The organism is Geodermatophilus sp. SYSU D00684 (assembly GCF_054050455.1).
Genome location: NZ_JBJGZI010000013.1, coordinates 1 through 26,653 on the forward strand (window position 1 = coordinate 1; position 26,653 = coordinate 26,653).

Here is a 26,653-nt window from a genome sequence, read left to right on the forward strand (position 1 = left end):
AGCGCGGTCAACGGGGGCGTGCTAGCGGCGATGATCGTCATCGGCCGCCGCGCGCAGGGCTCGGCCTACCGCCAGGTGGACGGCCACCCCGGCGCCCCCCCCCGGGGGCCGTAGGAGGGGAACTGCGCGGCGGTGGGCCGCCGGACGGTCAGGCGGCGGGGACCCGCTCGCCCGCAGCCGGGACGGCCGGCCGGCCCGGCGCGGTGTCGCCGGAGGCGGTCCGCCCCGTCCGGCGGGACGGGAGGAGGACGACCGAGAACAGGCCGGCGCCCGCGGCGGCGAGCAGCGACCGCGCCTCGCGCAGGTCGGCGGCCTCCGTCCGGCCGGCGGTGACGACCAGCACGGCGCCGTCGTTCTCCCGCGCCAGCCGCCGCCACTCGCGCGCCGAGGCCGAGGCGGACCCGACGGTCAGGCGGGCGCCGGCCGGCAGGGCGGGCGCCGGGTCCTCGCCCGGCTCGGCCACGACGACCGGGGTGCCGCCGTCGACGAGCTCGGTCGCCAGCGCGGTGACCAGGTCGCGCGCGGCCTGCGACTCGTCGGGCGAGGCCGCCAGGACGACGGCCCGCACGAGACCGTCGTCGTCGACCGGCTCCAGCTGGCGGGCGAGCATCGCCACGGGCCGGCCGGTCCCGCGCCGGCGGCGGTTCCGCCGGGCGGTGACGGCGTGGACGGTCAGCTCGTCCCCGCCGGCGCCCCAGGCGGTGCGGACGTCGTCGACGGTGTGCAGCCGGGTGTCCGCGCGGCTGCGCAGCACGGCGACGGCGGCGCCCAGCGTGAGGCCGACGAACAGGCCGAGGCCCAGCACCAGCCCGGGGACGGGGAAGACGGGGGAGGACGGCACGGTGGCCGGGTTGGTCACGGTCAGGTCCACCGGCGAGACGCCGTCCTGCCGCTCCTCGAGGTCCTCGACCGCCGTGCTGAAGCGCTCGGCGACGGCGTTGGCGACCGCGGCGGCGCGGGCGGGGTCCTCGTCGGTGACCGAGACGTCGACCTGCGAGGTGTCGGGCGGGTTGACCGCGGCGACCCGCGCCCGGAGGTCGGTGACGGACTCGTCGAGCGAGAGCTCCTCGATGACCGGGCCGAGGACGGTCTGGCTGCGGGCGACGTCGGGGTAGGTCGTCACGCGCTGGCTGACGAACTGGGAACCGCTCGTCCCGTCCCCCGAGCTCGCGACGAACACCTGCGCGGTGGTCGTGTAGGTCGGCCGGACGGCCAGCACGACGACGAGGGCGACGAACAGCCCGGTGAGGGTGATCGCCGCCCACGTCGTCCAGTACCGGCGCAGGGCCGTCCCGTAGTCCTGGAGTTCCATCTCGCCCGCCCTCTGGAGCCCTCCCGACGCACCCGTGGGGCGCTGCGCCCCGCGCGTCGTCCCGGCCTGCCCGGACTGGCTCCGGTCGAGGCTAGGGCGCACCGGGCGCGGGCGGACCCGCGTGACGGCACCGGCTCACCCCATGGGAGGGGCCGGCGCGGCGCCGGGTCGCAGGCGGCCGGCAATCCTCACCCCTAGGCCTCCCCATCTGGGAGTGCGCGTGCTTGATCGTTCAGGTTCCTCGTGCGCCGTGACACTCCGTGATTGGAATGGCACCAGCGACTCGGGACCAAGTGCCTTGATCAGGCATGTCGGCGCCGGAAGGGGTTGCAGTCCGTCACCGCTTCTGGTTGCTTGGCCGGACCCGCGGCGAACCGGTCCCCACGGAACCCGGTCGCCGCCGGACGCAGCGGGGGGCGTCTTCGAGCGCTGTCCGCGCCTGTCAACAGTGACAGGGAGGGGGCGACGCGCGTGGCGTTGAACATGCCGGAGGTCGGCCGGCCGGTCGGACCGTCCAGGGCGGTGCCCGTTCCACCGACGCAGACGGCCCGGCTGAGGTCCGGCGGGTACGGCCGCGCCTCGATCGGTCCTCCCCACGTGGGCCGTCGTCCGTTGCGCTGGGTCCGTCGCTACCAGGCGGCGGCCGTCGCTGCCGACCTCCTCGCCGCGGCGCTGTGCGGCGTGTCCGCGCACGTCATCCGGTTCGGCATCGGCGTCGATGTCGAGTCGTCGACGCAGACGCTGGTCGCGGTGGCGGTGTTCCCGTTCGTCTGGGCCGCCGTGGTGAGCCTCGCGGGCGGCTACGACGCCGCGACGATAGGCACTGGCAACGAGGAGTTCCGGAGCGTCCTCCAGGCCGGTCTCGTCGGCCTCGCCGCCATCGGGTTCGCCTCCTACGCGGGCAACTGGCACCTGTCCCGCGCCCTGGTCGTGATCGCCGTGCCGACGACGGTCGTCGTCAGCGTGCTCGGGCGTCACCTGCTGCGCACGTGGGTGCACCGGCTGCGGGCGGGCGGGCGGTGCATGCGGACCGTCCTCGCCGTGGGCAGGGAGCGGGCGGTGCTGGACCTCGTCCGTCACCTGCGCCGCGAGCGGCACTGCGGGATGACCGTCGTCGCAGCGTGCGTCCCCGACCCGGACGGCGCGGCGCTCCTCCGTGCCGAGGGCGTCGAGACCGTCGGCGACCTCAGGTGCGTCCCGGAGGTCGTCTCGGCATGGGGCGTCGACGCCGTGGCCGTCGCCAGCAGCAGCGAGACCGCCGCGGCCTACCTGCGTCGCCTCTCCTGGGACCTGGAGGGCACGGGGGTCGAACTGCTGGTCGCACCCGGTCTCATGGAGGTCGCCGGACCCCGCATGCACGTGCGGCCGTTCATCGGGCTCCCCCTGGTGCTCGTGGAGGAACCGCGCTTCACCGGGCCCATGCGTCTGGTCAAGGCGACGATGGACCGGATCGGAGCCATGCTGCTGCTGGTCCTCGTGCTGCCGCTCCTCCTGGCCGTGGCCGTGGCGATCCGAGCCGACAGCAGGGGACCGGTCCTGTTCCGCCAGGTGCGGATCGGTCACGAGGGCCGGCCGTTCACCATGCTCAAGTTCCGGACCATGTCCAGTGACGCGGAGGACCGCCGGGCCGAGCTGGAGCGCCACAACCACAACGCGGACGGACTGCTGTTCAAGGTCCCCGGCGACCCGCGGATCACCCGGGTCGGGGCACGGCTCCGACGTCACTCCCTGGACGAGCTGCCCCAGTTGTTCAACGTCCTGTGCGGCCAGATGTCCCTCGTCGGCCCCCGGCCGCCGTTGCCCGAGGAGGTCGCCCGGTACGACGACTCGGTGCGTCGCCGGCTGCTGGTCAAGCCGGGGCTGACCGGTCTCTGGCAGGTCTCGGGGCGGAGCGACCTCACCTGGGAGGAGACCGTGCGTCTCGACCTCCGGTACGTCGAGAACTGGTCCCTCGCCCTCGACCTCGTCATCCTCTTCAAGACGCTGGCGACCGTGGCCCGTGCCCGCGGGGCCTACTGATGCGGTACCCGACACCGCGACGACCGGGCGGGAGTCCGTCGCCCCGGGGCGACACCCGTCGCCTCGTCCTCCAGCGACCGCGGGAGCGATGACATGACCTCGACCGCGACGACGCCCCAGGCTGCGGGTCTCCCCCGGATCCCCGACCTCGGCGGTGGTGTGTGCCGTCTCTGTGGCCGCCGGCTCTCCGACGTCTTCGTCGACCTCGGGATGTCCCCGCCCTGCGAGAGCTACCTGTCCGTCGACCAGCTCGAGGCGGCGGAGGTCTTCTACCCGCTGAGGGTCTGGATCTGTTCGGGCTGCCTGCTCGTGCAACTGCCCTCGCACCTGCCGGCGGAGCAGATCTTCACCGACTACGCCTACTTCTCCTCGTACTCGACCTCGTGGGTCGAGCACGCGAGGGTCTTCACCGAACGCGCCGTCGGCCGCCTGGGACTCGACGGGTCGAGCTTCGTCGTCGAGGTCGCCAGCAACGACGGCTACCTGCTCCAGCACGTCCTGGCCCGCGGGATCCGGGCGCTGGGGATCGAACCCGCCGGCAACGTCGCCGCCGTCGCCGCGGAGCGGGGCGTCCCGACCCACGTCGCCTTCCTCGGCGAGGAGGAGGGGCGGCGGGTCCGCGCGGAGCACGGGCCCGCGGACCTGGTCGTGGCCAACAACGTCTTCGCGCACGTCCCGGACGTCCGCGACTTCAGCCTCGGCCTGGCGGCCCTCCTGGCCGATGACGGCTGGCTCAGCATCGAGGTGCCGCACCTCATGCGGCTCATCGAGCACGCGCAGTACGACACGATCTACCACGAGCACTTCGACTACTACACACTGCTCACCGCCCAGCGCGTCCTCGCCTCGGCCGGCCTGGCCGTCGTCGACGTCGAGGAACTGGCCTCCCACGGCGGGTCCCTGCGCATCTGGGCGCGCCACGACCGGCACGCCGGGCGGCCCGCGGCCGCGGTAGCGCGTGTGCTGGCCGAGGAGGAGCGCCGCGGCCTGCACACCCTCGAGGGGCACGCCGGCTTCGCCGAGGTCGTGGCCCGGGTGAAGCGCGACCTGGTCACCTTCCTGGCCGACGCGGCCGCGCGGGGCCGGCGGGTCGTCGGCTACGGCGCCCCGGGGAAGGGCAACACCCTGCTCAACCACTGCGGCATCCGGTCGGACCTGCTCCGCTACACGGTCGACCGCAACCCGTACAAGCAGGGCAGGTACCTGCCCGGCACCCACATCCCGATCCTGGCGCCCGAGGTGATCGCCCGGGACCGCCCCGACTACGTCCTGCTGCTGCCGTGGAACCTCCGCAAGGAGATCACCGCGCAGCTGGCCCACGTCCGGGAGTGGGGCGGCCGCATCGTCGTGCCCATCCCCACCCTCGAGATCGACTGACCCTGGAGCCGTCGATGGTCTCTCCGTCCAGTTCCCGCCCGCGGCCGCTGCGCCCCGGCGACGTCGTCGAGGTCCGCAGCCGGGACGAGATCCTGGCCACCCTGGACGCCGACGCCACGATCGACGGCCTGCCGTTCATGCCGGAGATGCTGGCGCAGTGCGGCTCCCGGTTCACGGTGGCCAGCCGGGCGGACACCACCTGCTTCTACGGCGGCCTGCTGGACATGGACGCGGCGGTGCACCTGACCGGGGTCCGCTGTGACGGCTCGGCGCACGGCGGGTGCCAGGCGGGGTGCCTCGTGTTCTGGAAGGAGGAGTGGCTCAGGCCGGTCGGCGGGAACGGTGCCCGCCCGGTGGACCTGGCCGCGCCCGTTCCCCGGGAGGGCTGCACCACCGAGGACGTCGTCCGCGCGGTGCACCCGCCGGTGCCCGGCCCGGACGGCGAGGAGCTGTGGTCGTGCCAGGCCACCCAGGTGCGCGCCGCGACCCGGAGGATCCGCCCCTGGGACCTGCGGCACTACGTGCGTGACGTCCGCAACCGCAACGTCCGCCTGCGCGACGTCCTGCGCTGGGCGCTGCCGTCGCTGGTCAACACCTACCAGGGCCTCAGCAAGACCTACCTGCCGCGCCGGCTGCGGTTGTGGGGAGGAGCGGCGGTCCCCTTCGTCCACGGCAGGCTGAAGCGGACGCCGGCGGTCACGCTGGGACTGCAGCCCGGGGAGTGGGTCCGGGTGAAGAGCCGCCGGGAGATCCGCGGCACCGTGGACCACGACGCGCGCAACCGGGGGCTGTCCTTCGACGTCGAGATGACGCCGTACTGCGGGGAGCGGATGCGGGTGGACCGGGTGGTCACGCGCATCATCGACGACTGGACCGGACGCATGCTCGACCTGCGGAGCCGGTGCGTCGTCCTGGAGGGCGGGATCTGCCGCGGGCTCTACCACGGCCTGTGCCAGCGGGCCATCACGCCGTACTGGCGCGAGGCGTGGCTGGAGCGTGACGAGGCACCGGCGCCGCCCGCCGACGCCCAGGCGCCGGAGAGCGTCCGGGTCAGCTCGGACTGACCCGGGCGCGGCGTCGGGAGCGCGACCGGCGGACCAGGTCGATCACCCGGCGCCGCACCGGGTGCGGCAGGGGCCAGAGGAGGCCGCCGAACAGGAGCCCGGCCGTCACGCCGGCGCGGGAGGCGGCGTTCAGGTGCCGGGCCGCGACGGCTCGGGCGCCGGGCTCGTCCGAGTGGAGCGCTGTGAGGGCGAGGCCCGCGTGGTGCGGCGCTGCGGCCCGGACGAGGTCGGGGCGGAGCGTGCTCAACCTGTCGTCGGCGAGGAAGCGCTCGAAGCACCACACCGCGGCCGCGTCCAGCCGGGCGGTCGACGACGCGGCGGCTGGGTGGTGCCGGTAGCGGCTGAGCCGGCGGGGGTCGTACCAGGCGGCCGCCCCGTCGCGCGCCAGCAGGTACGCCAACCACATGTCGTAGCCGGCTGCGGCCTCGTGGCGCCACTCCGACCAGTCCATCGCCGAGGCCCTGAAGACGCCGGCCACGGGGAGGAAGACGGCGCGGCTCGTGGTCGCGAGGTCGGTGAAGGGCTGGTGCCGGCCCGGCCGCAACCCGGTGCGTCCCCGCAGGCGGGCAGCGGCCTCGGTGAGGTCGGGACGGATCTCCCCCTCGCTGTCCATCACCCAGTAGTCGCAGAAGGAGACCACCACGCTCGGGTCGTCCACCAACGGTGGGACCAGGACCTCCAGGAACTCCGGCTCCCACAGGTCGTCGTCGTGCAGGGTGCCGATGAACTCCCCCCGTGCCGCGGTGTACATGGCCAGCGCGTTGGTGCTCATGTCGGTGACCCGGCCGTTGTGGCGGTAGCGCAACCGCGGATCGCCGTACCCGGCGACCAGGGTCTCGATCTCCGGGTCCGCGGCGCTGTCCGAGACGAGGACCTCGAGGTTGCGGTAGGTCTGGGCCAACACGGACTCGATCGCCTGGCGCAGGAGGTCCGGTCGTCGGAACGTCGGCATGGCGACCGTCACCAGCGGGCCGTCCGGTACCCGTGTCACAGCGTCCCACCTCCGTGGAAGAGGGCGTCGACGGTGAACCACGCGCCGCCCGCCCGCTCCACGTCGGGCAGGTCGGCGCGGACCTCCTCGAGCAGGTCGGGCAGGAAGAGGAGCACCTCGTCGGGACCGGCGGCCACCAGGGCCGCCGGACTGATCACCGGGATGCCGACCGCGGGGATCAGCCGTCCCTGCTTCTCCCGTGACGCGTCAGCGACCGCGGGCAGCAGCTCCGGACCGACCGCCGCGGCCACGAGCAACGGGACCGCGCGGGAGGCCGCTCCGTAGCCGAGGACCTTCCTGCCGGCGTCGGCGTGACCCTGCAGGCGGGCCCGGAGGGCCGTGACGGTGGCCTCCACCCCGTCGGCCAGCGTGGCCAGTCCGGTCGGGGGCACGTCGGCCGGGAGGGGCGGCGGCCGGTGGTCGGCGGGCACGGCGGCGGTCGGGCGGGCGGCGAGCAGTCGCGTGCCCCCGTAGAGGTGGTGGAGAGCGGAGGCCACGACCGTGAGGCCGCACTCGCTCACCTGGTCCGCGGCCACCGCCGTGGAGGGATAGGCGTGGTGCCCGTGGCGGACCGCGTTCCACTGTGCGTGCGCGACGAGGGTCTCCAGGGGCGGGAACACCAGGACCAGCACCCCGCCGGGGGCCAGCGCGTCGACCCGGCGCTGGAGACCCGCGCGCTGGTCCTCCTCGTGCATGAGTCCGAAGACGTCGACCACGACGTCGGCGGGACCGTCGGCAGCCGAGAGCACCTCCAGTCCGGCGGACGACAGGGGGACGAGCCAGCTCCCGCCGTGCGGACTGCCGAACTCGCGGACGGTCGCCCCCGGTGCCAGGAGGCCGACTGCTCCGGCCCAGTCGACCGAGTCCCGCGCGTGGTCCCGGAGCGCGGCCGGTTCACGCGCACGGGGCTCCTCGGGAGCGGGGGAGTGGTCGGGCAGCTGGACGAGCGAGCACTCGTCGCAACGCCACAACCGGAGAGGGTGCAGTGCCGGCGGCGGGTCGCCCGGCTGCGGGAAGGCGTCGCTGGAGGGCTGGCGGCCGAGGTCCAGCACGGTGGTGCCCGTCGTCGACCGGCACCACCGGCAGCAGGGGGACTTCACCACGGGTCCCCCTGGGGACGGCACTGCGGCACACTCCTGCCATGCGGGTCGAGCGGTCCGAACTCGACGGTGTCCTCTGCTTCCTGCCCGAGGTCCGGCACGAGGACGACCGCGGGTGGTTCGTCCGCACCCTCGACGCGGAGGTCGCCCGCCGCGCCGGGGTGGACACGTCCGCGTTCCGCCAGGACAGCCAGTCGCGCTCGCGGCAGGGCGTGCTGCGCGGGATGCACGGTCGGGTGGGTGCCGGGGAGTCCAAGCTCGTGCGGTGCGCCCGCGGGGCGGTCTTCGACGTCGTGGTCGACGCCCGTCCCGGGTCGCCGACCTTCGGGCGTGCGGCGTCCTTCCGCCTCGACGACGAGGACGGGCGGCACCTCCACGTGCCGGCGGGCTTCCTCCACGGCTTCCAGGCGCTCACGACCTGGGCGGACGTCTGCTACCGCATCGACCGGGAGCACGACCCGGCCGAGGACGTCGCGGTGCGCTACGACGACCCCGAACTGGCCATCCCGTGGCCCTTGCCGGTGAGCGCCGTCTCGCGACGTGACGCGGAAGCCGGCAGCTGGGCTGCGCTCTCCGACCGGATCAGCGGCCGGTAGCCCGGCCGGGGCGGCGGACCTCCCCCGGCGGACCCGACCGGGTCCCGGGGTCACGTGGCCGCTCCCCGGGAGGCGCTCGACAGCCCGAGCACGAGCTTGTCGCACCAGAAGGCCTCGGCGTACCGCGCCTGGCACTCGATCCCCCGCAACCGCATGAGCCCGAGGAACGCCTCCCGGTCGAACCAGGGCTTGTGCCGCTGGGAGGGGTAGTGCTCGGCGAGGAGCTCGTGCTTGCGCCGCGCCACTTCCGCAGGCACCGGCAGGTGCACCGGAGGGTGGCCGAGGTCCCCGTCCCACTTGGCGATCTCGTAGGCGAGGACCAGGGGTCCCCGGAAGACGGTGGTGCTCAGCTCGCCCACCAGGCGGTGGTCCTGGTGCAGGTCCCGACGCCAGGGGCTCAGGACCAGATCGGCACCCCCGGCGTCACGGGCGCGCGAACCGGCGTCCTCGAGGGCCCGCTTCACGTCCCCCCAGTGCGCAGGCAACCGTCCGTCCGGCAGGTCGAGGACCGTCAGGTCGAGGTCGCAACCGCACGTGAACGCCTGGAGTGACGCGCGTGTCTCCGCGGCACGCTCGGGGGTCGAGGAGAGGACGAGGACCTGGAAGCGGGCCCTGGGGTGGGACCGTGCCGCCTGCAGGAGGAGGGCGCCGGCGCCGATCTCGACGTCGTCGCAGTGGGCGCCGAGCGCGACCACCAGAGGCGGCTGCCCGTCCGTGCGGGCGTCGAGGTCCAGGGACAGCAACTCAGACCGCCGGGGCCGGCGCCCGCGTCGGGTCGGTCTCCCACACCATCCAGGGCCGGTCCCCGCTGGCGAAGCGGGCCTCGAGTGCGTTGCGCTCCTTGACGGTGTCCGTCGGGTGCCAGAAGCCGGTGTAGCGGTAGGAGAGCAGTTCACCGCGCTCGGCCAGCGCCACGCAGGCGTCCCCCACCAGGTCACCGCCCTTGGGGATGTGGTCGAAGACGCCCTGACGCAGCAGGAAGAAGCCGCCGTTGATCCAGAAGCCCATGTCCGCGGCCGGGCGGATGTCCCGGATCCGGCCGCGCTCGTCCACGTCCACGCAGTGGAAGGACTGGTCCGGCGGTGCCGCCAGCAGGCACGCGGTCGCGTCACTGGCCACGAAACGCTGGATCATCACGGGCAGCGGCGCGTCGGTGAGCACGTCGGAGTAGTTGGCGAGGAACACCTCCTCGTCCGCCACGAGGTGCCGGACCCGTCGCAGCCGCTCCCCGATCGGGGAGTCGACACCGGTGTCGATGAAGTGGATGGTCCAGTCCGCGATGTCGGTCGAGAGCAACTCGATCCGACTGCCGCTGCCACTGAGGACGAAGTCGTTGCTCGCCGTCTCGCGGTAGTTGAGGAAGTAGTCCTTGATGTGGTGGGCGCCGTACCCGAGGCACAGGATGAACTCGGTGTGCCCGAAGTGGGCGTAGTAGCGCATCACGTGCCAGATCAGCGGCCGGTGGCCGACCATCGTCATGGGTTTCGGGAGATCCGCGTGTCCGTCCCGCATGCGCAGTCCGTAACCACCGCAGAAGAGAACCACCTTCACGCGCGACCTCCTCTGGTCGGCTCCGGCGGGTGGTCGCCCTCGTCGACAGGGGCGGTCCCCCGTCCCGTCCGGGAGGAGTCGGGGTGGCGCCGAGTCGAGGACGTGTCCCGTTGCTCGAACTTGACGTGAGGAGGAAGCGGAGTCAACGGGTTCCGCGATGGCGCGGGACGCCGGTCGTGAGGCCGGCCTTCTCGGAGCGGGGAACGGTCCGTCCGTCCCCGGGGAGTGGGGAGCGTCGTTCCCCGGCCACCCGCGGTGCCGGAGCCGGGCGCCGTCTCGGATCCCGTCGTCACGTGCGCGGACAGTGACGAGGACGGCGATCCGCGGTCGGTCCGGACGGCAGTCCGGGAGGGAGCGTCCCCGGTCCGCCGGAGAGACTCGAGGGAGCACCCGTCACCGGGTCGGTGCCGCGCCTCCGCTGGGACCGCGGCGTCCTCGGTGGACCAGCCGGCGTCACGTGCCCGAGAGCGCCGAGACGACCGGTGCGACCGCATCGACGTCCCCGCCGAGCGAGAGGTAGCTGAAGCCGTACTCCTCCCGCCGCTGGACGAGCAGGTCGATGCACTCCTCACGGGAACCGCGGAGCACGGCAGGGGATCCGGCCAGCAGCTCCGGTGACTCGTCCAGCAGGCGGGCGAAGCTGCTCGCCCGCGGCCCGGGTGGACCCACGGGGCCGACCTGGCAGTGGTAGACGCTGAACTGCAGTTCGAGGTCGTCCGGCTCGCGGCCGGCCCGCCGGGCGGCGTCGTGGACCAGGTGGACCTTCTCCGCGACGGCAGCGGGCGACAGGTCAGCGACGGCTGCGGCGTCGAGGCGTCCTGACCGGAGGCGCGGGTGGACACCGACGATGTCGGCCTCCCGGGCAGCGAGCTCGAGCATGCGGCGCCCTCCTCCGCCCAGAAGCAGCGGTGGGCGGGGGCGCTGCGTGGTCTCGGGCAGCCCGACGAGGTCCTCCACGCCGTAGTGGCGGCCGGAGAAGGTGACCGCCGTGCCGGAGAACAGGGACTTCAGGATCGTCACCGACTCGCCGAGGCGGTCGATGCGCACCCCGGGGGAGTCGAACGTCATCCCGGACGCCTGGTAGTCGGTCTCCATCCAGCCGGCGCCGAGCCCCAGTTCCAGACGGCCGCCCGAGAACACGTCGAGGTTGGCGGCCGCCTTGTGCAGGAGGACCGGGTGGCGGAGGTCGTTGTTGACCACGAGGGTCAGCAGCCGCACGGTGGAGGTGACGTCCGCAGCCGCCTGGAGGGACACCATCGGGTCCAGTGCCCAGCCCCCGCTGAGGTGGTCGGAGACCGAGACGGTGTCGAAGCCGAGGTCCTCCAGCCGGCGTACCCCTGCCTGCCACGCCCGGAGATCCCCCGTCCACCGGGGGAGGGGTGCGATGAAGCGGAAGGGCCTCATGTGCCGAGCATGGGCGAGCAGCGCCCTCCGGGCCAGGACCCGGTGCCCGGCGGACGGCACGGACGTGGCCTCCGGGCCGGTCGGGGGTGGGACGGACCGCCGGGGAGCACGACGGGTCTGGTGAGGACGGCGGTCGGCTACGCTCCTCGCGCATGGCAGGGCGCCAGGTGGAGAAGCCACCGCGCTGGGCGCTGGGCCTCCTCGTCGCGGGGCTGGCCGCGTTGATCGCGCTGGTGCCGGTCGGCATGAAGAGGGGGCTGGTCGATCCGTCGACACGGTCCGGGGCGGGGCCCACCGTGGCCCAGTCCAGCGGCGGGCTCGCCCCGATCGCGATCGTCATGGGCGACTCCTGGAGCGAGGGCGCCGGCGCGGACAGCCCCAGCGGCACGTATCCCGAGCAGGTGGCGAGCGCCCAGGGCTGGCGGCTGATCAACGCCAGTCAGGGCGGCACCGGCTACGTCACCGACGGGCCGGAGGAGTACCCGAAGCGGGCCCCCCTGCCTGATCGCGTCGCCGACGTGGTGGCGCAGGACCCGGCTGTCGTGATCGTCGCCGCCGGGCTCAACGACGCGGAGCGCGGCTACACGGAGCAGCGGATCCGGGCCGGGGTGGAGGCGACACTGCGACCTCTGACGGAGCAGTTGCCGGACGCCCTGGTGGCCGTCGTCGGGCCGTTCTGGCCGAACGAGGAGCCGACGCCGTCCGTGCTGTTGGTCGACGAGGTGATCCAGGAGGTCACCGAGGAACTCGGGGTGCCCTTCGTCAGTCCCATCCAGGACCGGTGGATCACCGGGACCGACGACGGGACCCCGCTGGGCAACCGGGCCCAGTTCATCGCCACGGGATCGGGGGGTGCGCATCCGACCCAGGCGGGACACGACTACCTGGCCGTGAAGGTCCAGGAGTTCCTGGCCGGCATCCCCGACGTCCCGGGCTCCCTCTAGATGACCGCAGGGGCTCCTGTGGCGGGGGGGCCGCCCGGTCGCTCCTCCCGGCAGACGGCCGTTCGGCGTGATCGCGCCACAGCCATGGCGGCGCGGGCTGCGCTACGGTCCCTGCCCCATGGGGGCCGGAGCCGGCGAGCGTCTCTGGCGGTCGGTCGGCACCCTGCTCAGCGGGCGAGTGGCCGCAGGGCTGCTGCAGGTCCTCTTCATCGCCCTGCTCGCCCGTTCCTTCGGGGTCGAGACCTACGGCCGGTACGTCGCGTTCCTCGCCGGTGTCTACCTGGTGATGAACGCCTTCGACTTCGGCTTCGGCACCCGGCTGCTGAGGTTGGCCGCGGAGCCGGACGCGAAGAGCACCACCACGTGGATCCTCCTCGTCCGGACCGTCACGAACGTCCTGGTGATCGCGGCAGGCTCGCTGGTGTGGGTCCTGGTCGCGCCGGGGTCCTGGGTGCTCGGCTGCGCGGTCACCGTCTACGCGACGGGCGACACCTTCGGGGACCTCGGACTGGCCCACCTGCTGGCTCGCGGCAAGGTGCGGTTCTCCGCCGGCCTGCTGGTGGCGCGGCGGCTGGCCACGGTGGCGCCCTTCCTGGCAGGACTCACCGCGGTGCAGGGTCTCGCGGCGCTGTTCACGGCCGGGGTGACGGGCTGGGTCACGGCCTACCTCGCGATGCGGGCGTCCCTCACCCGCCCCCGCCGGTTCAAGGAGTTCGTGCGGGGCGGTGTCGCCTACTGGGGGCTGACCGGGGTGGCGAACCTCCGGCAGGCCGACACCCTGCTGGTGTCCGCGGTCGCCGGTCCCACCACCGCCGGCCTCTACGGTGCCGCCACCCGGCTCCTGGGTCCGCTCGGCCTGGTGACGTCGGTGCTCCAGCAGGTCTTCGTGCCGAGGTTGTCGGCGACCTCCTCCGAGGCCGAACGCCGGGTGCAGTGGCAGCGCCTGCTGACGGCGACCACCGTCGTCTGCGGCTGTCTCGTCCTCTCCAGCCTCGCCAGTCCGCTCGTGGTGCGGGTGCTCTTCGGCGAGGAGTTCGAGGGGGCCTGGCCGGTGCTCGCGGCGGTGTGCGTCGCCGCCGCCCTGAACGCCTACTCCGAGGCGTACCTCTCGTGGATCTACGCGGCGGGGGCCAGGGTGCGGCTGACCCTGTCCTCAGGGGTCGTCGTCCTGTCCGGCCTCGCGCTGCTCACCCTGCTGGTCGGGCAGACCGGCATCACCGGTGCCGCGGTGGCCCTGGTCCTCACCTACCTCGGACTGGCCCTGCTGTTCCGACAGGTCAGCGGACTCCACCCCGCGCCCGCACCTGCCGAGGCGCTGTCGGTCCGAGGGGACACGTGAGCGTCCTCCCGGGAGCCGGCCGCGCAGTTCCGGGCGCGAGGACTCCGCACGGCCGGGGGAGCGGCCGTGCGGAGTGAGCCCGACCCCGGCGGTCAGCGGAGCCCGGCAGGGAGCGGGCAGCCGGTCCGTGACCGGGCCGTCGTGCGGCTGGCCGGCGTGGTGAACCTGGGCCTCGCGCTCGCCTGCGCCGGCTACCTGGTCGTCGAGTCCCCGGACGAGGTCGTCTTCTGCTCGCTCCTCGTCGTGGCGTTCTGGCTGCTGGTCCTGGGCTTCCGGACGCTGTTCCACCCGGCGGACCTGACCGAGCCGATCCACTGGATCAACGCCACCTACCTGGTCCTCTTCGCCCTCCACCCGCTGAGCAAGCACCTGGAGGGCAGTGTCACCGAGCCGTACCACGGCAGGTTCGACATCGTGCCGACGTACCCGTCCGCCATCCTCCTCGGACTCCTGGCGATGGTGCTCCTGAACGTCGCGTACCAGCTGGTCGTGGGGAGCGGTCGACGGCAGGGGGACGGGGCGGGACGGACGGGGGCCCCGGCGCCCGGGCCGGTGGTCCTCCGGCGGCTGCGCAACGCGGGATGGCTCCTCACCGGTCTGGGGGTCCTCGGCCTCACCGTGCTGGTCTCGCTGCCTGCGAATCCGGTGCACGGGAACTCGGGATCGGGCCGGACCGCCTACGCCTACCAGACGCCCTACCTCCTGATCCCGGCCACGCTGGTGTTCCTCGTCCTCTACGCCTGGGGGCGCGCTCGTGCCGACCTGGTGACCGCCTGCCTGATCACCGCGGTGTACGCCACCCACCTGATGACCGTCGGCGCCCGGACCCCGCTGCTCCTGGCGCTCTGTGCGCCGGCGCTCTTCGCGGCGGTGCAGTGGAGGATCCGGGTGCCGCGGCTGGGCGTCCTCGGGATCGTCGTCCTGGCCGTGTTCGGGTTCTCGGCCCTCCGGGACGCGAACTCGCCCACCAGCTCCCTGGGGCAGTCACTGGCCCACTCCGTGACCCACCCCGACGAGATGCTCCTCGACACGTTCACCGCCGACGACACGGAGATGGTCGACGCCCTGGCCCTGGAGATGAGCATCGTCCCACAGGTGATCGCCCACGAGCCGGGGATCATGGTGGTCTCGACGCTGGGTGCGCCCGTCCCGAGGCTCGTCTGGCCCGGCAAGCCCCGGACGGTCGACCTGGTGCTCAACCAGGTCCTCTTCGACCGTGGGGTGAACGAGGCGAGCGTCGCCTACTCCATGATCGGTGAGGCCTACTTCGACTCGGGGGCCCTCGGGGTCGTGACCGTGGCGGTCGCGTTCGGGGCCTTCTACGGCTTCGCCGTGCGCCGTGGGCGGGAGCGCTCCGCCTCGCCGTTCGGGACGGCGCTCCTCGCCGTGGCCACCGCTCTCGTCCCTGTCGTGATCCGGGGGATCCTGGCCTACTCGCTGGCCATCGCGGCCTTCGCGACGGTGCCGCTGTTCGTGCTGTCGGTGCTCGTGGCCCGGTGGCGACGCCAGGAGCAGGCGCAGGGGCCGCTCCGGACCACGCCGGATCTCCACCCTCCGCGGTCCCGCCTGACGGTCACGGCAGAGGACGCGAGGTCCTCCCGGGGGGCGGGACAGCGTCCCTGGCGGCGGAGGGGGTCGGCGTCCCCTCCCCGGCGGGCTGCGCCCCCGCGTCGTGACGTGGTCTGATGCGCTCGAACCAGGAGGTCCGAGTGAGTGGTGGACACCGGGTGCTCGTGGCCAACATGGGGACCCATCCGGAACTGCAGCACGCGGCGCGGGAGCTGGCCGCCCAGGGCCTGCTGTCCGGGTACCGGACCAGCCTGGGCTGGTCCGAGGACGGCCGCATGGCCAGGGGCAGGCTGCCGGGGCCGGCGAGGAGCATGGTCGACCGGCGTCTCCTGGCCGGGCTCTCCCCGCAGGTGGTGAGGCGCCGGGGAGCAGCGCTCGAACTGGCCTACCAGGTCTTCATCCGGACGCGGTACCGGCGGACGGCTTCCCGGTTCCTGCACGCCCGGACGATGAGGTTCGACCGTGCGGTGGCCCGGGAACTGGCGCGCCGGGCCCGCCCGGACCTCGTGCTCGCTCAGGGGACCGGTGCGACGGCCCTGCTGACGGCGGCCGATCGACGGGGGATCCCCACCGTCCTCAACTGCCCGATCGCCCATCACCGGTGGATGGAGCGCTACCTGGCCGACGAGCCCGCGCGCAACCCCGCGTGGGCGGGCACCCTGCAGCACCACGTCCTCGACGAGACGTGGGCCGACCACCTCGACGAGGAACTCTCCCTGGCCTCCGTGCTCCTGGTGGCGAGCAGCTTCTGCGCGTCCACGTACATCGCCGAGGGAGTGGACCCGTCCAAGATCCGCATACTCCCCCTCGGCGTGGATCTCCCCGAGGACGTGCCCGAGCGGCCGGTCCGACCGGACGGGCCGCTCCGCGTCCTGTTCGCCGGCATGCTCACCCAGCGCAAGGGCCTGTCCTACCTGTTCGAGGCGTTCGAGGCCGCCGACCTCCCGGCCGGCTCTCGCCTGGTGCTGGCCGGGAGGCCGATCGGTGACGCGGCCGACGTCTGCCGGCGGTACCCCTGGGTCGACGTCCTCGGGTCGCTGCCGAAGGGGGAGCTGGAGGCCGAGTACCGCCGCGCCGACGTCTTCGTGCTGCCCTCGCTGATCGAGGGGTTCGGTCTGGTCGGCATCGAGGCGATGGCACACGGGTTGCCGGTCGTGGTGTCCACGCACACGTTCGGGGAGGACGTCGTCTCCGACGGGAAGGAGGGCTTCGTGGTGCCCGCCGGAGAGGCCGCGCCCCTCGCCCGCGCGCTGACCGAGTTGGGCCGGTCCCCGGAGCTCCGGGCCCAGATGGGCAGGGCGGCAGCCGAACGTGCGCGGGACTTCACCTGGGACGCCTACGGGACCCGGCTGGTCGAGGTGCTCCGGAGCGCGGACCTCCTCTAGGGGCGGAGACGGCCGCCGGTGTCACGGGGACGTGTCACCGACCGGTGCTGGTCCCGATCGCCTCGTTGCCGTGGATCGTGGCGCCGAGCTGGTCGGTGAAGTCGAAGAAGTACGCCTGGTCGAAGGTCACCCCGTTCTCGACGCCGGTGGGCGTGACGCCCGCCCAGTTGTCCACGATGGTGATCCCGTGGAGGCCGGCGCCGGCGCGGTCGTCCACGACGACGCCGGACCGTACGTCCTCCGTCTCGGCCTCGATCCGGTTGCGTTCGACGCGCACGTCCCGCAGTGGCCTCCCGGGCTCGGTCACGAGGTACACGGCTTGCGTGCCGGACGTGGAGGCGCAGTCGACGAGCCGGTTGTCCACGATGCGCGTCCTCGACGTGAAGACCAGGAACCCCGTCCGGGGGCAGTCGCGCACGGTGTTCCCCGCGATGGTGACCGGGCCCCACGGCCCGTCCAGCCCCGCGCTGGCCAGGGACAACGCCTCCTTGTCACAGTCGTGGATCAGGTTGTCCGTGTAGCTCGCCTCTCCGTCGCCCTCGGCGATCTTGTCCTCGAAGCCCGCCGTCGTGGCGGTGTGGAGGACGTTCCTCCTCGCCTCGAGCACCGACGCCGTGACCGAGTGGCAGTCCCCGTTGGTGTCGTGGAGGGTGCAGTCCTCCAGGAGGTAGCGGCCGAGACCGGTCCCGCCGTAGTAGACGACCTCACCCTTCCAGCCGTGGATCTCGCAGCGGGAGATGCGGATCCGGTCGAAGGCGCGGTCGTTGCGGAACCAGAGGCCCTTGTGGGTCAGGTCCCAGCCGTCGCCGGTCCTGGCGTCGGCGGGGTACCGGTTGTCGCCGGTGCGGTGTGCCGTGCCGTCCATCCCGAGGTCCTCGAAGGCGATGTCGTGCTGCGCGTCCTCGGAGGAGCCGCCGCCGTCGAGGAAGAACCCCCCGCCGCGCCAGACCCTGCCGCGCACGACCTGCCAGGAGGTCTCGTTCGGCTCGCCGTCGAGCGCGTGGAACACCAGCCGGGAGCGACGTGCGCCGTCTCCGCGGAAGACGAGGCGGGAGCCGGTCACCGACAGGGCGTGACCCTGGTCGACGTTGTCGGCGGGATCGACGGTCCGCGCGGCCTGGGGTCGCAGGCGGTAGGTCCCTGCCGGGAAGTGGACGACGCCGCCGCCCGCGGCCTGCGCGGCGTCGATCGTCGCCTGCACGGCCACGGTGTCGTCGTGCACGCCGTCTCCCACCGCACCGTGGTCCCTGACGTCGAAGAAGCCCTCGTCGCCTTCGTCCACCGGTCTCCCGCGCGTGCCGGTGGTCCGCGCCCACACCCAGCTCCCCCCGGCGAGGACCGCGCCACCTCCGAGGAGGAGGGCCCGCCTGGTCACGGTCACCGGGTGGGCGGGCCGGGCCGGGTCGGGCGGTCCTCCCCGGCCACGTCCACCGACGGGGCCGGGGGGCTGCCCGGAGCCCGTGCCGTCCGCGACGCGGCCCGGTGGTGGTCCGGACGAGTCGGCCACTGACGGAACTCCGGGGTCGATGGGCTGAGCCTGGAGTATGCACCGGCTCCCCGCGTGAGCGGCGCCGTCGCAGTGCCGCGCCGGTGTCCCGGGGTCGACCAGGTCGGGAAGCGCGCTGCACGGGCCGGATCTCGGTCACCATGTGCCCGTGCAGCGAGCAGGGGTCGGCATCCCGTGAGCCCATGGCTGGGTGTCGGGACCGGTGGGCTCATGGGCCGGCTGGGCCGCGCGGACAGCACGGCGATCCTCCGGGCCGCGGCGGAGAGCGGCTACCGGCACGTCGACACCGCCCGCGCCTACGGAGGCGGCCAGGCCGAGCGGGTCGTCGGGGCCGTCCTGGCCCGCTTCCCGGCCGATGCCACCGTCGCCACGAAGCTCGGCCTGGGACCGCTGTCCGCGCAGACCGCCCGAGGTGCAGCGCGGGCGGTCGGACGGCCGGTCCTCAGGACGCTACGGCCACGCCGTCCCGTCCCCGCCGCACCGCCGAGCACGGACGTCGACCGGGACCGCGGCGTCTTCTCCGTCGCTGCCGCGGAGCGGAGCCTGCGGCTCAGCGAGCGTCAGCTGCGTCGCCAGCCCGACTGCCTGTTGCTCCACCAGGTCCACCCGGACGACCTGACCGCCGACCTCGTGGCCCTCCTCCGCTCGTGGAAGCAGAGCGGACGGGTCAGGGCCCTCGGCACCGCCACGTCGCGCGGTCGGACCGCCGCGATCGTGGAGGCGGGGATCCTGCCGCTGGACGTCGTGCAGGTCGCCGGCGGGCCGCTGCTGCCTGCGCTCCCGGACTGGCCCGTGCCGACGGTCGTGCACTCCCTCTTCGGGCCCGGGGGTTCCTGGCTGCGGGACCTCCACGACCACCTGCTGCACGCTCCGGGGGCGTCGTGCGGACCGGCGATGACCCGGCGTGAGCTCGGGTCCGCCCTCATCGAGCTGACCGCGCGCACGAGCCGGTCCTGCGGGGTCATCCTGTCCAGTTCGACGCCGGAGGGGGTGCGACGCAACGCGGAGAGCTTCCGTGGCCGCAGCATGACCGGGTCGGAGCTGGACGACCTGGCAGCAGCGGTCGACGACTACCGCCACGGCCGGGGGGGCACGTGATCGTCTCGAGGGTCGCCGACCTCCGGCGCCTGCCGCACACCGACCTGCTCGTCGTCGGAGGCGGTGCCACGGGTCTCTCCCTGGCGCGGCTGGTCCGACGGGCTCGGCCGCAGGCCAGCATCCTCGTCGTCGAGCAGGGGGGCAGCAGGAGCGTGGAGATCCCGGCCGCCTCGGACGGGACCGGTCACGCCGGACTCGGCGGCATGGGGATGGGCGTCGGTGGGAGCGCCGCCCTCTGGGCCGGCCAGGCGATGCGCTTCGACGAGGCGGACTTCCGCGCCAGGCCGTGGGTCAGGGACAGCGGCTGGCCGATCAGCCGGGTCGACCTCCTGCCGCACTACCACCGGATGGAGCAGGTCCTCGGCGTGGGTGACCTGCTCACCACCGGCCGTCCGTCGCTGCCCCACGGGATCGAGCAGCACACCAGCGTGTTCGCGCCGGCGCGCGACCTGGCCAGGGGCTGGCGGAAGGAGTACGCCGACACCCCGGGCCACCACATCGTGCTGGGGATGAAGGCCGCCGGTGTCCTGCGGACGGACCAGCGCGTCACGGGCGTGACGCTCACGGACGGCTCGGGCACGCGCGTGGACATCCCGGCCGACGTCGTCGTCCTGGCCGCGGGGGCGGTCGAGAACACGAGACTGCTCCTCCAGCCCACCGCGACGGACCCCGCGGGGCTGGCGCACGGCAACCGCTGGGCCGGCGCCTGCTTCCAGGACCACGCCAACGGGCGCGTGGCCACGATCACGGGATCGGGGATGAGCACCCTCAGGGACCGGTTCGGGCCCGCCCACCGGGACGGTGCCCGGGTCCTGCCCAAGCTCGCCCTCTGCGACGCCGTCCAGGCCGACGAGCAGGTCCTGGGGGTCGGCTGCGTGTTCACCTACGACTACCCCGACGGGGCGCTGACCGGAGAGCTGCGCGCCGTCGAGTCACTGCTCCGCGGGAGGCACTACGCCGGCGCCGTCGCCGGAGCGGCGAGGGCGGCCGCGCGGCACCCGGTCACGACGGTGCGGCTCGCCACGAGCCGGGAGGCGCGCAGACGGTACGTCGGGACGCCCGCGGCCGTCGGCGTCCACCTCTTCGGCGAGCAGGAGCCCGACCCGGCCAACAGGATCACCCTGTCCACGGAGAGGGACGGCTTCGGTCTCCTGAGGCCCCACGTCTCGTGGCGGATCGGGGACGGCGTGCGCCGGTCCATGCAGGTGTTCCTCGACCGGCTCGCGCAGCTGCTCGCCGCCGAGGGCCTGGGTCGGCTGGAGGTCGACGGACGGCTCCACGGCGAGCAGTGGACGTCACTGCTCGAGGACAACAAGCACCACGCCGGGACGGCGAGGATGTCCGCCTCCCCCCAGGGCGGGGTGGTGGACCTCGACTGCCGGGTGCACGGGCTCAGGAACCTCTACGTCACGGGCGGCGCGGTGTTCCCGACCTCCTCGTGGATGAACCCGACGTTGACCATGCTCGCGCTGGTCTCGCGCCTCGCGGACCACCTCGCCCGGGAGCTGCGGTAGCGGGACCCCACCGGGTCCGGGGCCCCGGGTCACCGCCTCCCCCCAGGGCTGCCGCGGTGTCTGCTGACCGCCCGTCGGACCGCGCTCATCGAGTCGTCGGCGAAACGCGCCGGTGAGCCGGCCCGGAGGATCTCCGGGTCGGCGATCCAGCCGGACCACTCGGCGGCCGCGGTCTCCATCGCCTCCCGGATCGACGCGGGTGTCGTGTCGCACAGGAAGACGCCCGCCATGTCGGCCACGGACGGCGCCACCCCGCAGGCCCTCGACACCACCGTGGACAGGCCGGCCGCCAGCGCCTCGTTCACGACCAGGCCCCACACCTCCGTCGTGGAGGGGAGGACGAGGACGTGCGCCGTGGCGATCTGCCGGATGGCCGCCTCCGGAGCCAGGCCGCCGTGCCAGACGACCCTCCTCCGGGACGCCGGCGGCGCGAGGCGCCGGCTGAGGGCCTCCAGCTCGTCCCGCAGCACCCCCTCACCGACGAGGTGCAGCTCGGCGTTCCGGTCCTCCATGGTCCAGAAGGCCTCCAGGAGGGCGGCGACGTTCTTCCTCTCGATCAGCTGGCCGGCGTAGCAGTACCGGAACGGACTCGCCGTGCGCTCGTCGGTGACCTCCTCGACGGCGGACCGCACGGCTGCGTGGTCCACCGAGTTGAAGGTCGTGACGATCGAGGACGCGGGGACCCCGTGGGCCTTCACCGCGGTCTCCGCGGCCACCCCCGGGACCAGGACCACGTCCGCGGCACGGCTCAGGAACAGGCGGCGCAGCCACGCGACCGGGCCGGAGGTGAAGCGGTGGCTGGTCGCGATCGACTCGTAGAACACCACGCGCGGCAGGCGGCGCACGGCGGCGACCAGCGCCACCCGCCAGTAGAGCCCGAGGTCCCAGCCGCCGATGACGACCGCGTCGCGTCCCGCGAGCCGCCTCGCGAGCTCGAGCACGGAGACCCGGGCGAGGTACACGTCGCCCTCCCCGACGTGGAAGACCCGGGCGGGCAGCACCGTGACGTAGGGCCGGGAGGCGCCCTCGCTCCACCGCCGGTTGGTGCCGTTCGTCGCGACGACCCAGACCTCGAGGTCGACGCCCCGGCGGATCAGCTCGTCCCACACGGCCAGGCGGTAGGGCGCCGGCAGGTTGGTCACCCACAGCACCCTGCTGGGGAGCCCCGAGGGTCCGGGCACGTCCGTGGACGGCAGGTCGCCGGTGGTCCCGGGGGACGTGGTCACGGCTCCTCCTCGTGTCGGTGGGCGCTCCTGCCCTCCTGGTAGACCTCGAGGAGACGGTCGGCCATCGAGGTCGAGCTGTACCGCCCGGCGGCAGCCAGCGCCGAGCGGGACAGCCGGTCCCACTCGGCTCGGGAGGCGGTCACGACGGTCGCGATGGCGGTGGCCACCTCCGCGACCGTCCCGTCCGTGACCAGGGCCCCGCCACGCGCCCGGAGGTCCTCGGAGATGCCCGTCGAGTCGGTGATGACCGACGGCAGCCCGACGCTGAGCGCCTCGAGCAGGGCCATGGGGAACGGTTCCTCCACGCTGGGCAGGACGAAGCACTGGGCGGCTGCGAGCCGGGCGATCACGGCCTCGCGGGGCACGGGGCCCTCGTAGCGCACGTGGTCCTCGAGTCCCAGGGCGGAGATCGCGTTCCGGACCGCGGGGAGGCAGCCCTCGTCCGCGCCGATCAGGCTGAAGGTGGCGGTGTGGCCCGAGGCGAGCACCCGGGCCGCGGCCTCGACGAAGACCCCGGGCCGCTTGCGCGGGTGCAGCCGGGAGCAGTAGACGACGTGCGGCGTCGCGGACCACGCGGCCCGCTCGGTGCGCTCCGGGACGCCGTTGGGCACGGTCCGGACGGGGATCGGCCGGGTCGTCACCGCGGCCCCGGTCAGCGTCGTCTCGTGGTCACCGAGGACGACCTGGCAGTCGGCCGAGCGCAGTGCGGGCTCCAGCCAGGTGCGGTCGAACAGCCGCAGCGGGGCGCTCCGCGCCGGCGGCACCATGCCGTGGGTCTGCACGACCCGCAGCGCACGGTGCCGGCGGGCGGAGTGCAGCGCGGCGACGGTCGTCAGGTCCCGGGGGAGGTGGAAGTGGATGACGTCCACGTCGGTCCGGGCGCGCAGGTCCCGGCTGACCCCGGGGGCCAGCAGAGCCGAGAACCGGCGGCTCGGTGCCACCCGGCGGGCCCGGTGCGGGACCACGTCGACCCCCGGGACGCGCAACGACGCGCGGCCGTCCCAGCCCGCGAGCAGGGTGACCCGGTGCCCCGCGGCGGCCAGCGAGCGGCACTGTTCCACCGCCACGCTGATCGGGCCCCCGAAGGCGCCGTCCTCGCTGACGTAGGGGACGACCTGGCAGATCCGCAGGGATCGGTCGGGCACCGGCTGCCCTCCACAGGGTCGTGGGCCGAGGTCCGCGGCGGTGGCCGGACCTCCCGGCCCCGGGGGATCGGGTGGGGGCGGGGATCAGGAGTCGATGCGCACCAGTCGGCCACTCCGTTCGTCGTCGAGGAGCTGCACGTCCGCCTCCACCATGATCCGCACGAGCTCCGGCGTGAGGACGCTGGGTGTCCAGCCGAGGACCTCGCGGGCCCGGCTGTAGTCGCCGATGAGCGCGTCGACCTCGGTGGGCCGCTCGTACCGTTCGTCGTGGTGCACGTAGGCCTGCCAGTCCAGGCCGACGTGCTCGAAGGCCATGCGGACGAAGTCCCGCACCGTGTACGCCGTGTTGGTGGCGAGGACGTAGTCGTCCGGCTGGGGGGCCTGCAGCATCCGCCACATGCCCTCGACGTACTCGGGTGCGTAGCCCCAGTCCCGCACGGCGTCCAGGTTCCCCAGGTGGAGCTTGTCCTGGAGGCCCGCCTGGATGCGGGCCACGGCCCGCGTGACCTTCCGGGTGACGAAGGTGGCCCCGCGTCGCGGGGACTCGTGGTTGAAGAGGATGCCGTTGACGGCGAACAGGTCGTAGGCCTCGCGGTAGTTGCGGGTGACCCAGTAGGCGTAGGCCTTGGCGGCGCCGTAGGGGCTCCGGGGGTGGAAGGGGGTCTGCTCGTCCTGCGGCGGCGGTGAGCTGCCGAACATCTCGGACGACGAGGCCTGGTAGACCTTGGTGCGGAGGCGGGCGGCGCGGATGGCCTCGAGCAGGCGCATCGCGGCCACGCCGGTGATGTCGGCGGTGTACACGGGCTGGTCGAAGGACACCCGGACGTGCGACTGTGCGCCGAGGTTGTAGACCTCGTCGGGGTTGATGTCGCGGAGCAGGTTGTCCAGCGTGATGCCGTCGTTCAGGTCACCGAAGTGCAGGAACAGCCGGCGGTTGGCCACGTGCGGGTCCTGGTAGATGCCGTCCAGTCGTTCCGTGTTGAAGGACGAGGACCGGCGCACGATCCCGTGCACCTCGTATCCCTTGGTCAGGAGCAGCTCGGCGAGGTAGGAGCCGTCCTGGCCGGTGATGCCGGTGATGAGTGCAGACTTCGCCACTCGCGCCCCGCTCGAGGTCCGGACCCGGCCGTCCCGGGTCGAATCGCCGTAGCGTAGGGCGCCGGTGCTCCGACGGAGGGGTTCGCAGTCATGGCTCTCGCACTCGATCGCGCGACCCGGGTCTACGTCGCCGGCCACCGCGGGCTGGTCGGCGGCGCGGTCCTGCGACACCTCCGCCGGTCGGGTTTCCGCGACCTGGTGACGCGGACCTCGGCGGAGCTCGACCTGCGTGCCCCCGACGCCGTCGAGTCCTTCTTCGCCGACGAGCAGCCGGCCGTCGTCGTCCTCGCTGCGGCGAGGGTCGGGGGGATCCTGGCCAACAGCACCCACCCCGCGGACTTCCTCTCGGACAACCTGCGGATCCAGCTCAACGTGCTCGACGCCGCGGTGCGGCACGGCGTGACCCGGCTGCTGTTCCTGGGGTCGAGCTGCATCTACCCCAAGTTCGCGCCGCAGCCGATCCGCGAGGACGCACTCCTCACCGGCCCGCTCGAGCCGACGAACGACGCCTACGCGATCGCCAAGATCGCCGGCGTCCTGCACGTCCAGGCGCTGCGCCGACAGCACGGGGTGCACTACATCTCGGCCATGCCGACCAACCTCTACGGCCCGGGCGACAACTTCGACCCCGTCGGCTCCCACGTCCTGCCGGGACTGATCCGGCGCTTCGACGAGGCCGTCCGGACGGGGGCGCCGTCGGTCGTGGTGTGGGGGACCGGGACCCCCCGCCGGGAGTTCCTGCACGTCGACGACCTGGCGCGGGCGTGCCTGCACCTGCTGGAGCACTACGACGACCCGGCGCCCGTGAACGTGGGGGTGGGTGAGGACCTCTCCATCCGCGACCTGGCGGAGCTGGTCGCCGACGTGGTCGGGTACCGCGGCGAGATCGTCTTCGACCCGACCAAGCCCGACGGCACCCCGCGGAAGCTCCTGGACGTCAGCACGATCCGGGCTCTGGGGTGGCAGCCGCTCATCCCTCTGCGGGAGGGGGTGGCGGAGACGTACCGGTGGTTCCGTCAGCAGCAGTCCCCGGCGGAGGTGCCGGTCCCCTCGCGGGCCTGACGACCCGGCGGGGCGGCCGGTCGTGCGCGAGCTCGACCAGCCACGACCCGTAGCCCTCCAGGGAGGCGGCCGCACCGAGTCGTTCCGCGGCGAAGCGGCGTCCGGCGGCACCGCACGCGCCGGCGAGGTCCGGGTCGCCGGCGATCCGCTCGATCGCCGCGAGGACCTCCTCCGGCTCCCCGGCCCGGACCACCGGCCCGGCTCCGGAGGCCCGCATGAGCGCGGCCGCCCCGCTGCGCGGATCGGTCGCGGCCACCACCGGACGGCCCGACGCGAAGTAGGTCGTCAGCTTGCTCGGGACCGACATCTCCACCACGCCGGGCTTCTCGTGCAGCAGCAGGCAGTCCGCGGCGCGCAGGGCCGACTCGAACTCCCCGTCGGGCAGGGGGTCGAGGAACGAGACGCGCGAGATCCCGCGGGCGTGCTCCTGGAGGACCGCCCTGCGGGACCCCTCGCCCAGCAGGACGATCCGCACCCGGCTCCTCCGGGTCTCCGCCGCCCGAGCCACGTCGATCAGTCCCTCGAGGCCCTGCTTCGCGCCCATGTTCCCGGCGTGCAGCGCGATCACCTCGTCGTCGGCCCAGCCCAGGGAGCGGCGGGTGGCCACCCGGTCGTCGTCGGCCGGCTCGTCGTGGGGCGGCATCGAGACGTGCACCCAGTTCGGCACGACCGTGATGCGGTCGCCGGGCACCCCGGCGTCCCGCAGCCGGCGCGCGAACACCTCGTGGATGACGACCACGCCGTCCGCACGGCGGAGGAGGGCCGCCTCCAGCCGGGCGGTCAGGCGGGCGAGACGGCCGCCGCCGAGCCCCGTCTCGGACAGCGCTGCCCCGTACAGGTCCTGCACGACCGCCCCCAGCCGGTAACCGGCGACCAGCCGCAGCAGGACGGCGGGCACCAGCACGAGGAGCGCCGGGCTGACGGCGACGACGACGTCGGGACGCTCGCGGAGGAGGTGGCGGGCGACCCGGGTGGAGTAGACGGCCTCCATGAGGACCCGGGCGGCGCCACCCGGATCGCGGGGGACGGGGTGGCGGACGCGGACGACCCGCACCCCGCGGTCCTGCTCGGGCGGGCGGGGTGTCCGGTATCCCGGGTGCAGGCGCCACTCCGGGTAGTGCGGATGTCCGGTGACCACCGTGACGTCGTGTTCCTGGGCCAGGTGCCTGGCCAGGCCGGTGGTGTACGGCGCGATCCCGGTCGTCTCCGGGGCGTAGTTGAGTCCGGCCACGAGCACCCGCAGCGGTGCCGGGGTGCGGCGCCTCCTCGTCACACAGCGCTCCCCTCGACGGTCACGCTCCGTTCGGTCGATGGCGCGCGAGCCCATCGACCGGCGTGGCGGCCGACCGTAT

General features: G+C 73.7%; 22 protein-coding genes. 11 read left to right on the forward strand and 11 right to left on the reverse strand.

Translation table 11 applies throughout. The features are described 5' to 3' along the window. Positions 1-148: 148 nt before the first annotated feature. A complete protein-coding gene (locus ACI79L_RS11130; RefSeq protein WP_456936847.1) occupies positions 149-1,312 on the reverse strand; it encodes a YveK family protein in 1,164 nt (387 codons plus the stop codon). 612 nt (positions 1,313-1,924) lie between these two features. On the opposite strand from ACI79L_RS11130, the gene ACI79L_RS11135 reads away from it, so the two are divergent. The 3 genes from ACI79L_RS11135 (at position 1,925) to ACI79L_RS11145 (ending at position 5,772) form a co-directional block, all read left to right on the forward strand. Next, positions 1,925-3,331, forward strand: a complete 1,407-nt coding sequence (locus ACI79L_RS11135) for a sugar transferase (protein ID WP_456936848.1) — start codon at positions 1,925-1,927, stop codon at positions 3,329-3,331. Positions 3,332-3,424: 93 nt separating this feature from the next. Continuing rightward, on the forward strand, positions 3,425-4,708 hold the full coding sequence (locus ACI79L_RS11140) for a methyltransferase domain-containing protein (protein ID WP_456936849.1): 1,284 nt from the start codon (positions 3,425-3,427) through the stop codon (positions 4,706-4,708). A gap of 14 nt (positions 4,709-4,722) precedes the next feature. Next, positions 4,723-5,772 carry a hypothetical protein gene (locus ACI79L_RS11145; RefSeq protein WP_456936850.1) on the forward strand — a complete coding sequence of 350 codons (1,050 nt, stop codon included), beginning with the start codon at positions 4,723-4,725 and terminating at the stop codon, positions 5,770-5,772. On the opposite strand, the gene ACI79L_RS11150 is transcribed toward ACI79L_RS11145, so the two are convergent. Both ACI79L_RS11150 and ACI79L_RS11155 read right to left on the reverse strand, forming a co-directional pair. Continuing rightward, the gene (locus ACI79L_RS11150) at positions 5,759-6,763 is read right to left on the reverse strand and encodes a glycosyltransferase family 2 protein (RefSeq protein ID WP_456936851.1); all 1,005 of its coding nucleotides are present in this window, start codon (positions 6,761-6,763) and stop codon (positions 5,759-5,761) included. The two genes, ACI79L_RS11145 and ACI79L_RS11150, sit on opposite strands and share 14 nt — an antisense overlap. Then, on the reverse strand, positions 6,760-7,866 hold the full coding sequence (locus ACI79L_RS11155) for a hypothetical protein (protein ID WP_456936852.1): 1,107 nt from the start codon (positions 7,864-7,866) through the stop codon (positions 6,760-6,762). Before ACI79L_RS11155 ends, ACI79L_RS11150 begins: the two co-directional genes overlap by 4 nt. Before the next feature lie 38 nt (positions 7,867-7,904). Between ACI79L_RS11155 and ACI79L_RS11160 the strand changes: the two genes are divergently transcribed. Next, entirely contained in the window at positions 7,905-8,459 is a 555-nt protein-coding gene (locus tag ACI79L_RS11160; RefSeq protein WP_456936853.1) for a dTDP-4-dehydrorhamnose 3,5-epimerase family protein, read from the forward strand. 50 nt (positions 8,460-8,509) lie between these two features. Here the strand turns inward: ACI79L_RS11160 and ACI79L_RS11165 are convergent, their stop codons facing one another. From ACI79L_RS11165 to ACI79L_RS11175, 3 genes are all read right to left on the reverse strand, one after another. Beyond that, on the reverse strand, positions 8,510-9,202 hold the full coding sequence (locus ACI79L_RS11165; RefSeq protein ID WP_456936854.1) for a PIG-L deacetylase family protein: 693 nt from the start codon (positions 9,200-9,202) through the stop codon (positions 8,510-8,512). A gap of 1 nt (position 9,203) precedes the next feature. Continuing rightward, positions 9,204-10,010: a sugar phosphate nucleotidyltransferase gene (locus ACI79L_RS11170; protein ID WP_456936855.1), complete on the reverse strand. Its 807-nt coding sequence runs from the start codon at positions 10,008-10,010 to the stop codon at positions 9,204-9,206. 453 nt (positions 10,011-10,463) lie between these two features. Beyond that, positions 10,464-11,414, reverse strand: a complete 951-nt coding sequence (locus ACI79L_RS11175) for a TIGR03621 family F420-dependent LLM class oxidoreductase (RefSeq protein WP_456936856.1) — start codon at positions 11,412-11,414, stop codon at positions 10,464-10,466. 152 nt (positions 11,415-11,566) lie between these two features. On the opposite strand from ACI79L_RS11175, the gene ACI79L_RS11180 reads away from it, so the two are divergent. The 4 genes from ACI79L_RS11180 (at position 11,567) to ACI79L_RS11195 (ending at position 16,651) form a co-directional block, all read left to right on the forward strand. After that, positions 11,567-12,358: an SGNH/GDSL hydrolase family protein gene (locus tag ACI79L_RS11180; protein WP_456936857.1), complete on the forward strand. Its 792-nt coding sequence runs from the start codon at positions 11,567-11,569 to the stop codon at positions 12,356-12,358. A gap of 178 nt (positions 12,359-12,536) precedes the next feature. Further along, on the forward strand, positions 12,537-13,697 hold the full coding sequence (locus tag ACI79L_RS11185; protein ID WP_456936858.1) for a lipopolysaccharide biosynthesis protein: 1,161 nt from the start codon (positions 12,537-12,539) through the stop codon (positions 13,695-13,697). A gap of 66 nt (positions 13,698-13,763) precedes the next feature. Continuing rightward, positions 13,764-15,383, forward strand: coding sequence for a hypothetical protein (locus tag ACI79L_RS11190; RefSeq protein ID WP_456936859.1), 1,620 nt, complete (start codon positions 13,764-13,766; stop codon positions 15,381-15,383). A gap of 23 nt (positions 15,384-15,406) precedes the next feature. Continuing rightward, positions 15,407-16,651 (forward strand): glycosyltransferase family 4 protein, encoded by a 1,245-nt coding sequence (locus ACI79L_RS11195; RefSeq protein WP_456936860.1) that lies wholly within the window; start codon positions 15,407-15,409, stop codon positions 16,649-16,651. Positions 16,652-16,685: 34 nt separating this feature from the next. Here the strand turns inward: ACI79L_RS11195 and ACI79L_RS11200 are convergent, their stop codons facing one another. Continuing rightward, complete coding sequence (locus ACI79L_RS11200) at positions 16,686-17,933, reverse strand: glycosyl hydrolase family 28-related protein (RefSeq protein ID WP_456936861.1); 1,248 nt, start codon at positions 17,931-17,933, stop codon at positions 16,686-16,688. A gap of 399 nt (positions 17,934-18,332) precedes the next feature. Here ACI79L_RS11200 and ACI79L_RS11205 point away from each other — a divergent pair, with 399 nt between their 5' ends. Both ACI79L_RS11205 and ACI79L_RS11210 read left to right on the forward strand, forming a co-directional pair. Then, positions 18,333-19,256, forward strand: a complete 924-nt coding sequence (locus tag ACI79L_RS11205) for an aldo/keto reductase (protein ID WP_456936862.1) — start codon at positions 18,333-18,335, stop codon at positions 19,254-19,256. Beyond that, positions 19,253-20,770 (forward strand): GMC oxidoreductase, encoded by a 1,518-nt coding sequence (locus ACI79L_RS11210; protein WP_456936863.1) that lies wholly within the window; start codon positions 19,253-19,255, stop codon positions 20,768-20,770. The genes ACI79L_RS11205 and ACI79L_RS11210 overlap by 4 nt, the downstream gene beginning before the upstream one ends. A gap of 29 nt (positions 20,771-20,799) precedes the next feature. Here ACI79L_RS11210 and ACI79L_RS11215 read toward each other — a convergent pair whose 3' ends face one another. The 3 genes from ACI79L_RS11215 to gmd all read right to left on the reverse strand — a co-directional run bounded on the left by ACI79L_RS11215 (position 20,800) and on the right by gmd (position 24,239). After that, positions 20,800-21,996, reverse strand: a complete 1,197-nt coding sequence (locus tag ACI79L_RS11215) for a glycosyltransferase family 4 protein (RefSeq protein WP_456936864.1) — start codon at positions 21,994-21,996, stop codon at positions 20,800-20,802. Beyond that, positions 21,993-23,141 carry a glycosyltransferase gene (locus tag ACI79L_RS11220; protein WP_456936865.1) on the reverse strand — a complete coding sequence of 383 codons (1,149 nt, stop codon included), beginning with the start codon at positions 23,139-23,141 and terminating at the stop codon, positions 21,993-21,995. Before ACI79L_RS11220 ends, ACI79L_RS11215 begins: the two co-directional genes overlap by 4 nt. An 84-nt stretch (positions 23,142-23,225) precedes the next feature. Then, positions 23,226-24,239, reverse strand: a complete 1,014-nt coding sequence (gene gmd, locus ACI79L_RS11225; protein WP_456936866.1) for a GDP-mannose 4,6-dehydratase — start codon at positions 24,237-24,239, stop codon at positions 23,226-23,228. Between the two features lie 90 nt (positions 24,240-24,329). Between gmd and ACI79L_RS11230 the strand changes: the two genes are divergently transcribed. Then, complete coding sequence (locus tag ACI79L_RS11230) at positions 24,330-25,301, forward strand: GDP-L-fucose synthase family protein (RefSeq protein WP_456936867.1); 972 nt, start codon at positions 24,330-24,332, stop codon at positions 25,299-25,301. Here ACI79L_RS11230 and ACI79L_RS11235 read toward each other — a convergent pair. Continuing rightward, complete coding sequence (locus ACI79L_RS11235; RefSeq protein ID WP_456936868.1) at positions 25,210-26,574, reverse strand: glycosyltransferase family 4 protein; 1,365 nt, start codon at positions 26,572-26,574, stop codon at positions 25,210-25,212. The genes ACI79L_RS11230 and ACI79L_RS11235 overlap by 92 nt on opposite strands. Positions 26,575-26,653 lie beyond the last annotated feature (79 nt).

What these genes read in the sequence shown, in the direction of transcription:
- ACI79L_RS11145 (WP_456936850.1), top strand. Translation starts at nt 4,723, where the DNA reads ATGGTCTCTCCGTCCAGTTCCCGCCCGCGGCCGCTGCGCCCCGGCGAC.
- ACI79L_RS11140 (WP_456936849.1), top strand. Translation starts at nt 3,425, where the DNA reads ATGACCTCGACCGCGACGACGCCCCAGGCTGCGGGTCTCCCCCGGATC.
- ACI79L_RS11130 (WP_456936847.1), bottom strand. Translation starts at nt 1,312, where the DNA reads ATGGAACTCCAGGACTACGGGACGGCCCTGCGCCGGTACTGGACGACG.
- ACI79L_RS11230 (WP_456936867.1), top strand. Translation starts at nt 24,330, where the DNA reads ATGGCTCTCGCACTCGATCGCGCGACCCGGGTCTACGTCGCCGGCCAC.
- ACI79L_RS11160 (WP_456936853.1), top strand. Translation starts at nt 7,905, where the DNA reads ATGCGGGTCGAGCGGTCCGAACTCGACGGTGTCCTCTGCTTCCTGCCC.
- ACI79L_RS11180 (WP_456936857.1), top strand. Translation starts at nt 11,567, where the DNA reads ATGGCAGGGCGCCAGGTGGAGAAGCCACCGCGCTGGGCGCTGGGCCTC.
- ACI79L_RS11175 (WP_456936856.1), bottom strand. Translation starts at nt 11,414, where the DNA reads ATGAGGCCCTTCCGCTTCATCGCACCCCTCCCCCGGTGGACGGGGGAT.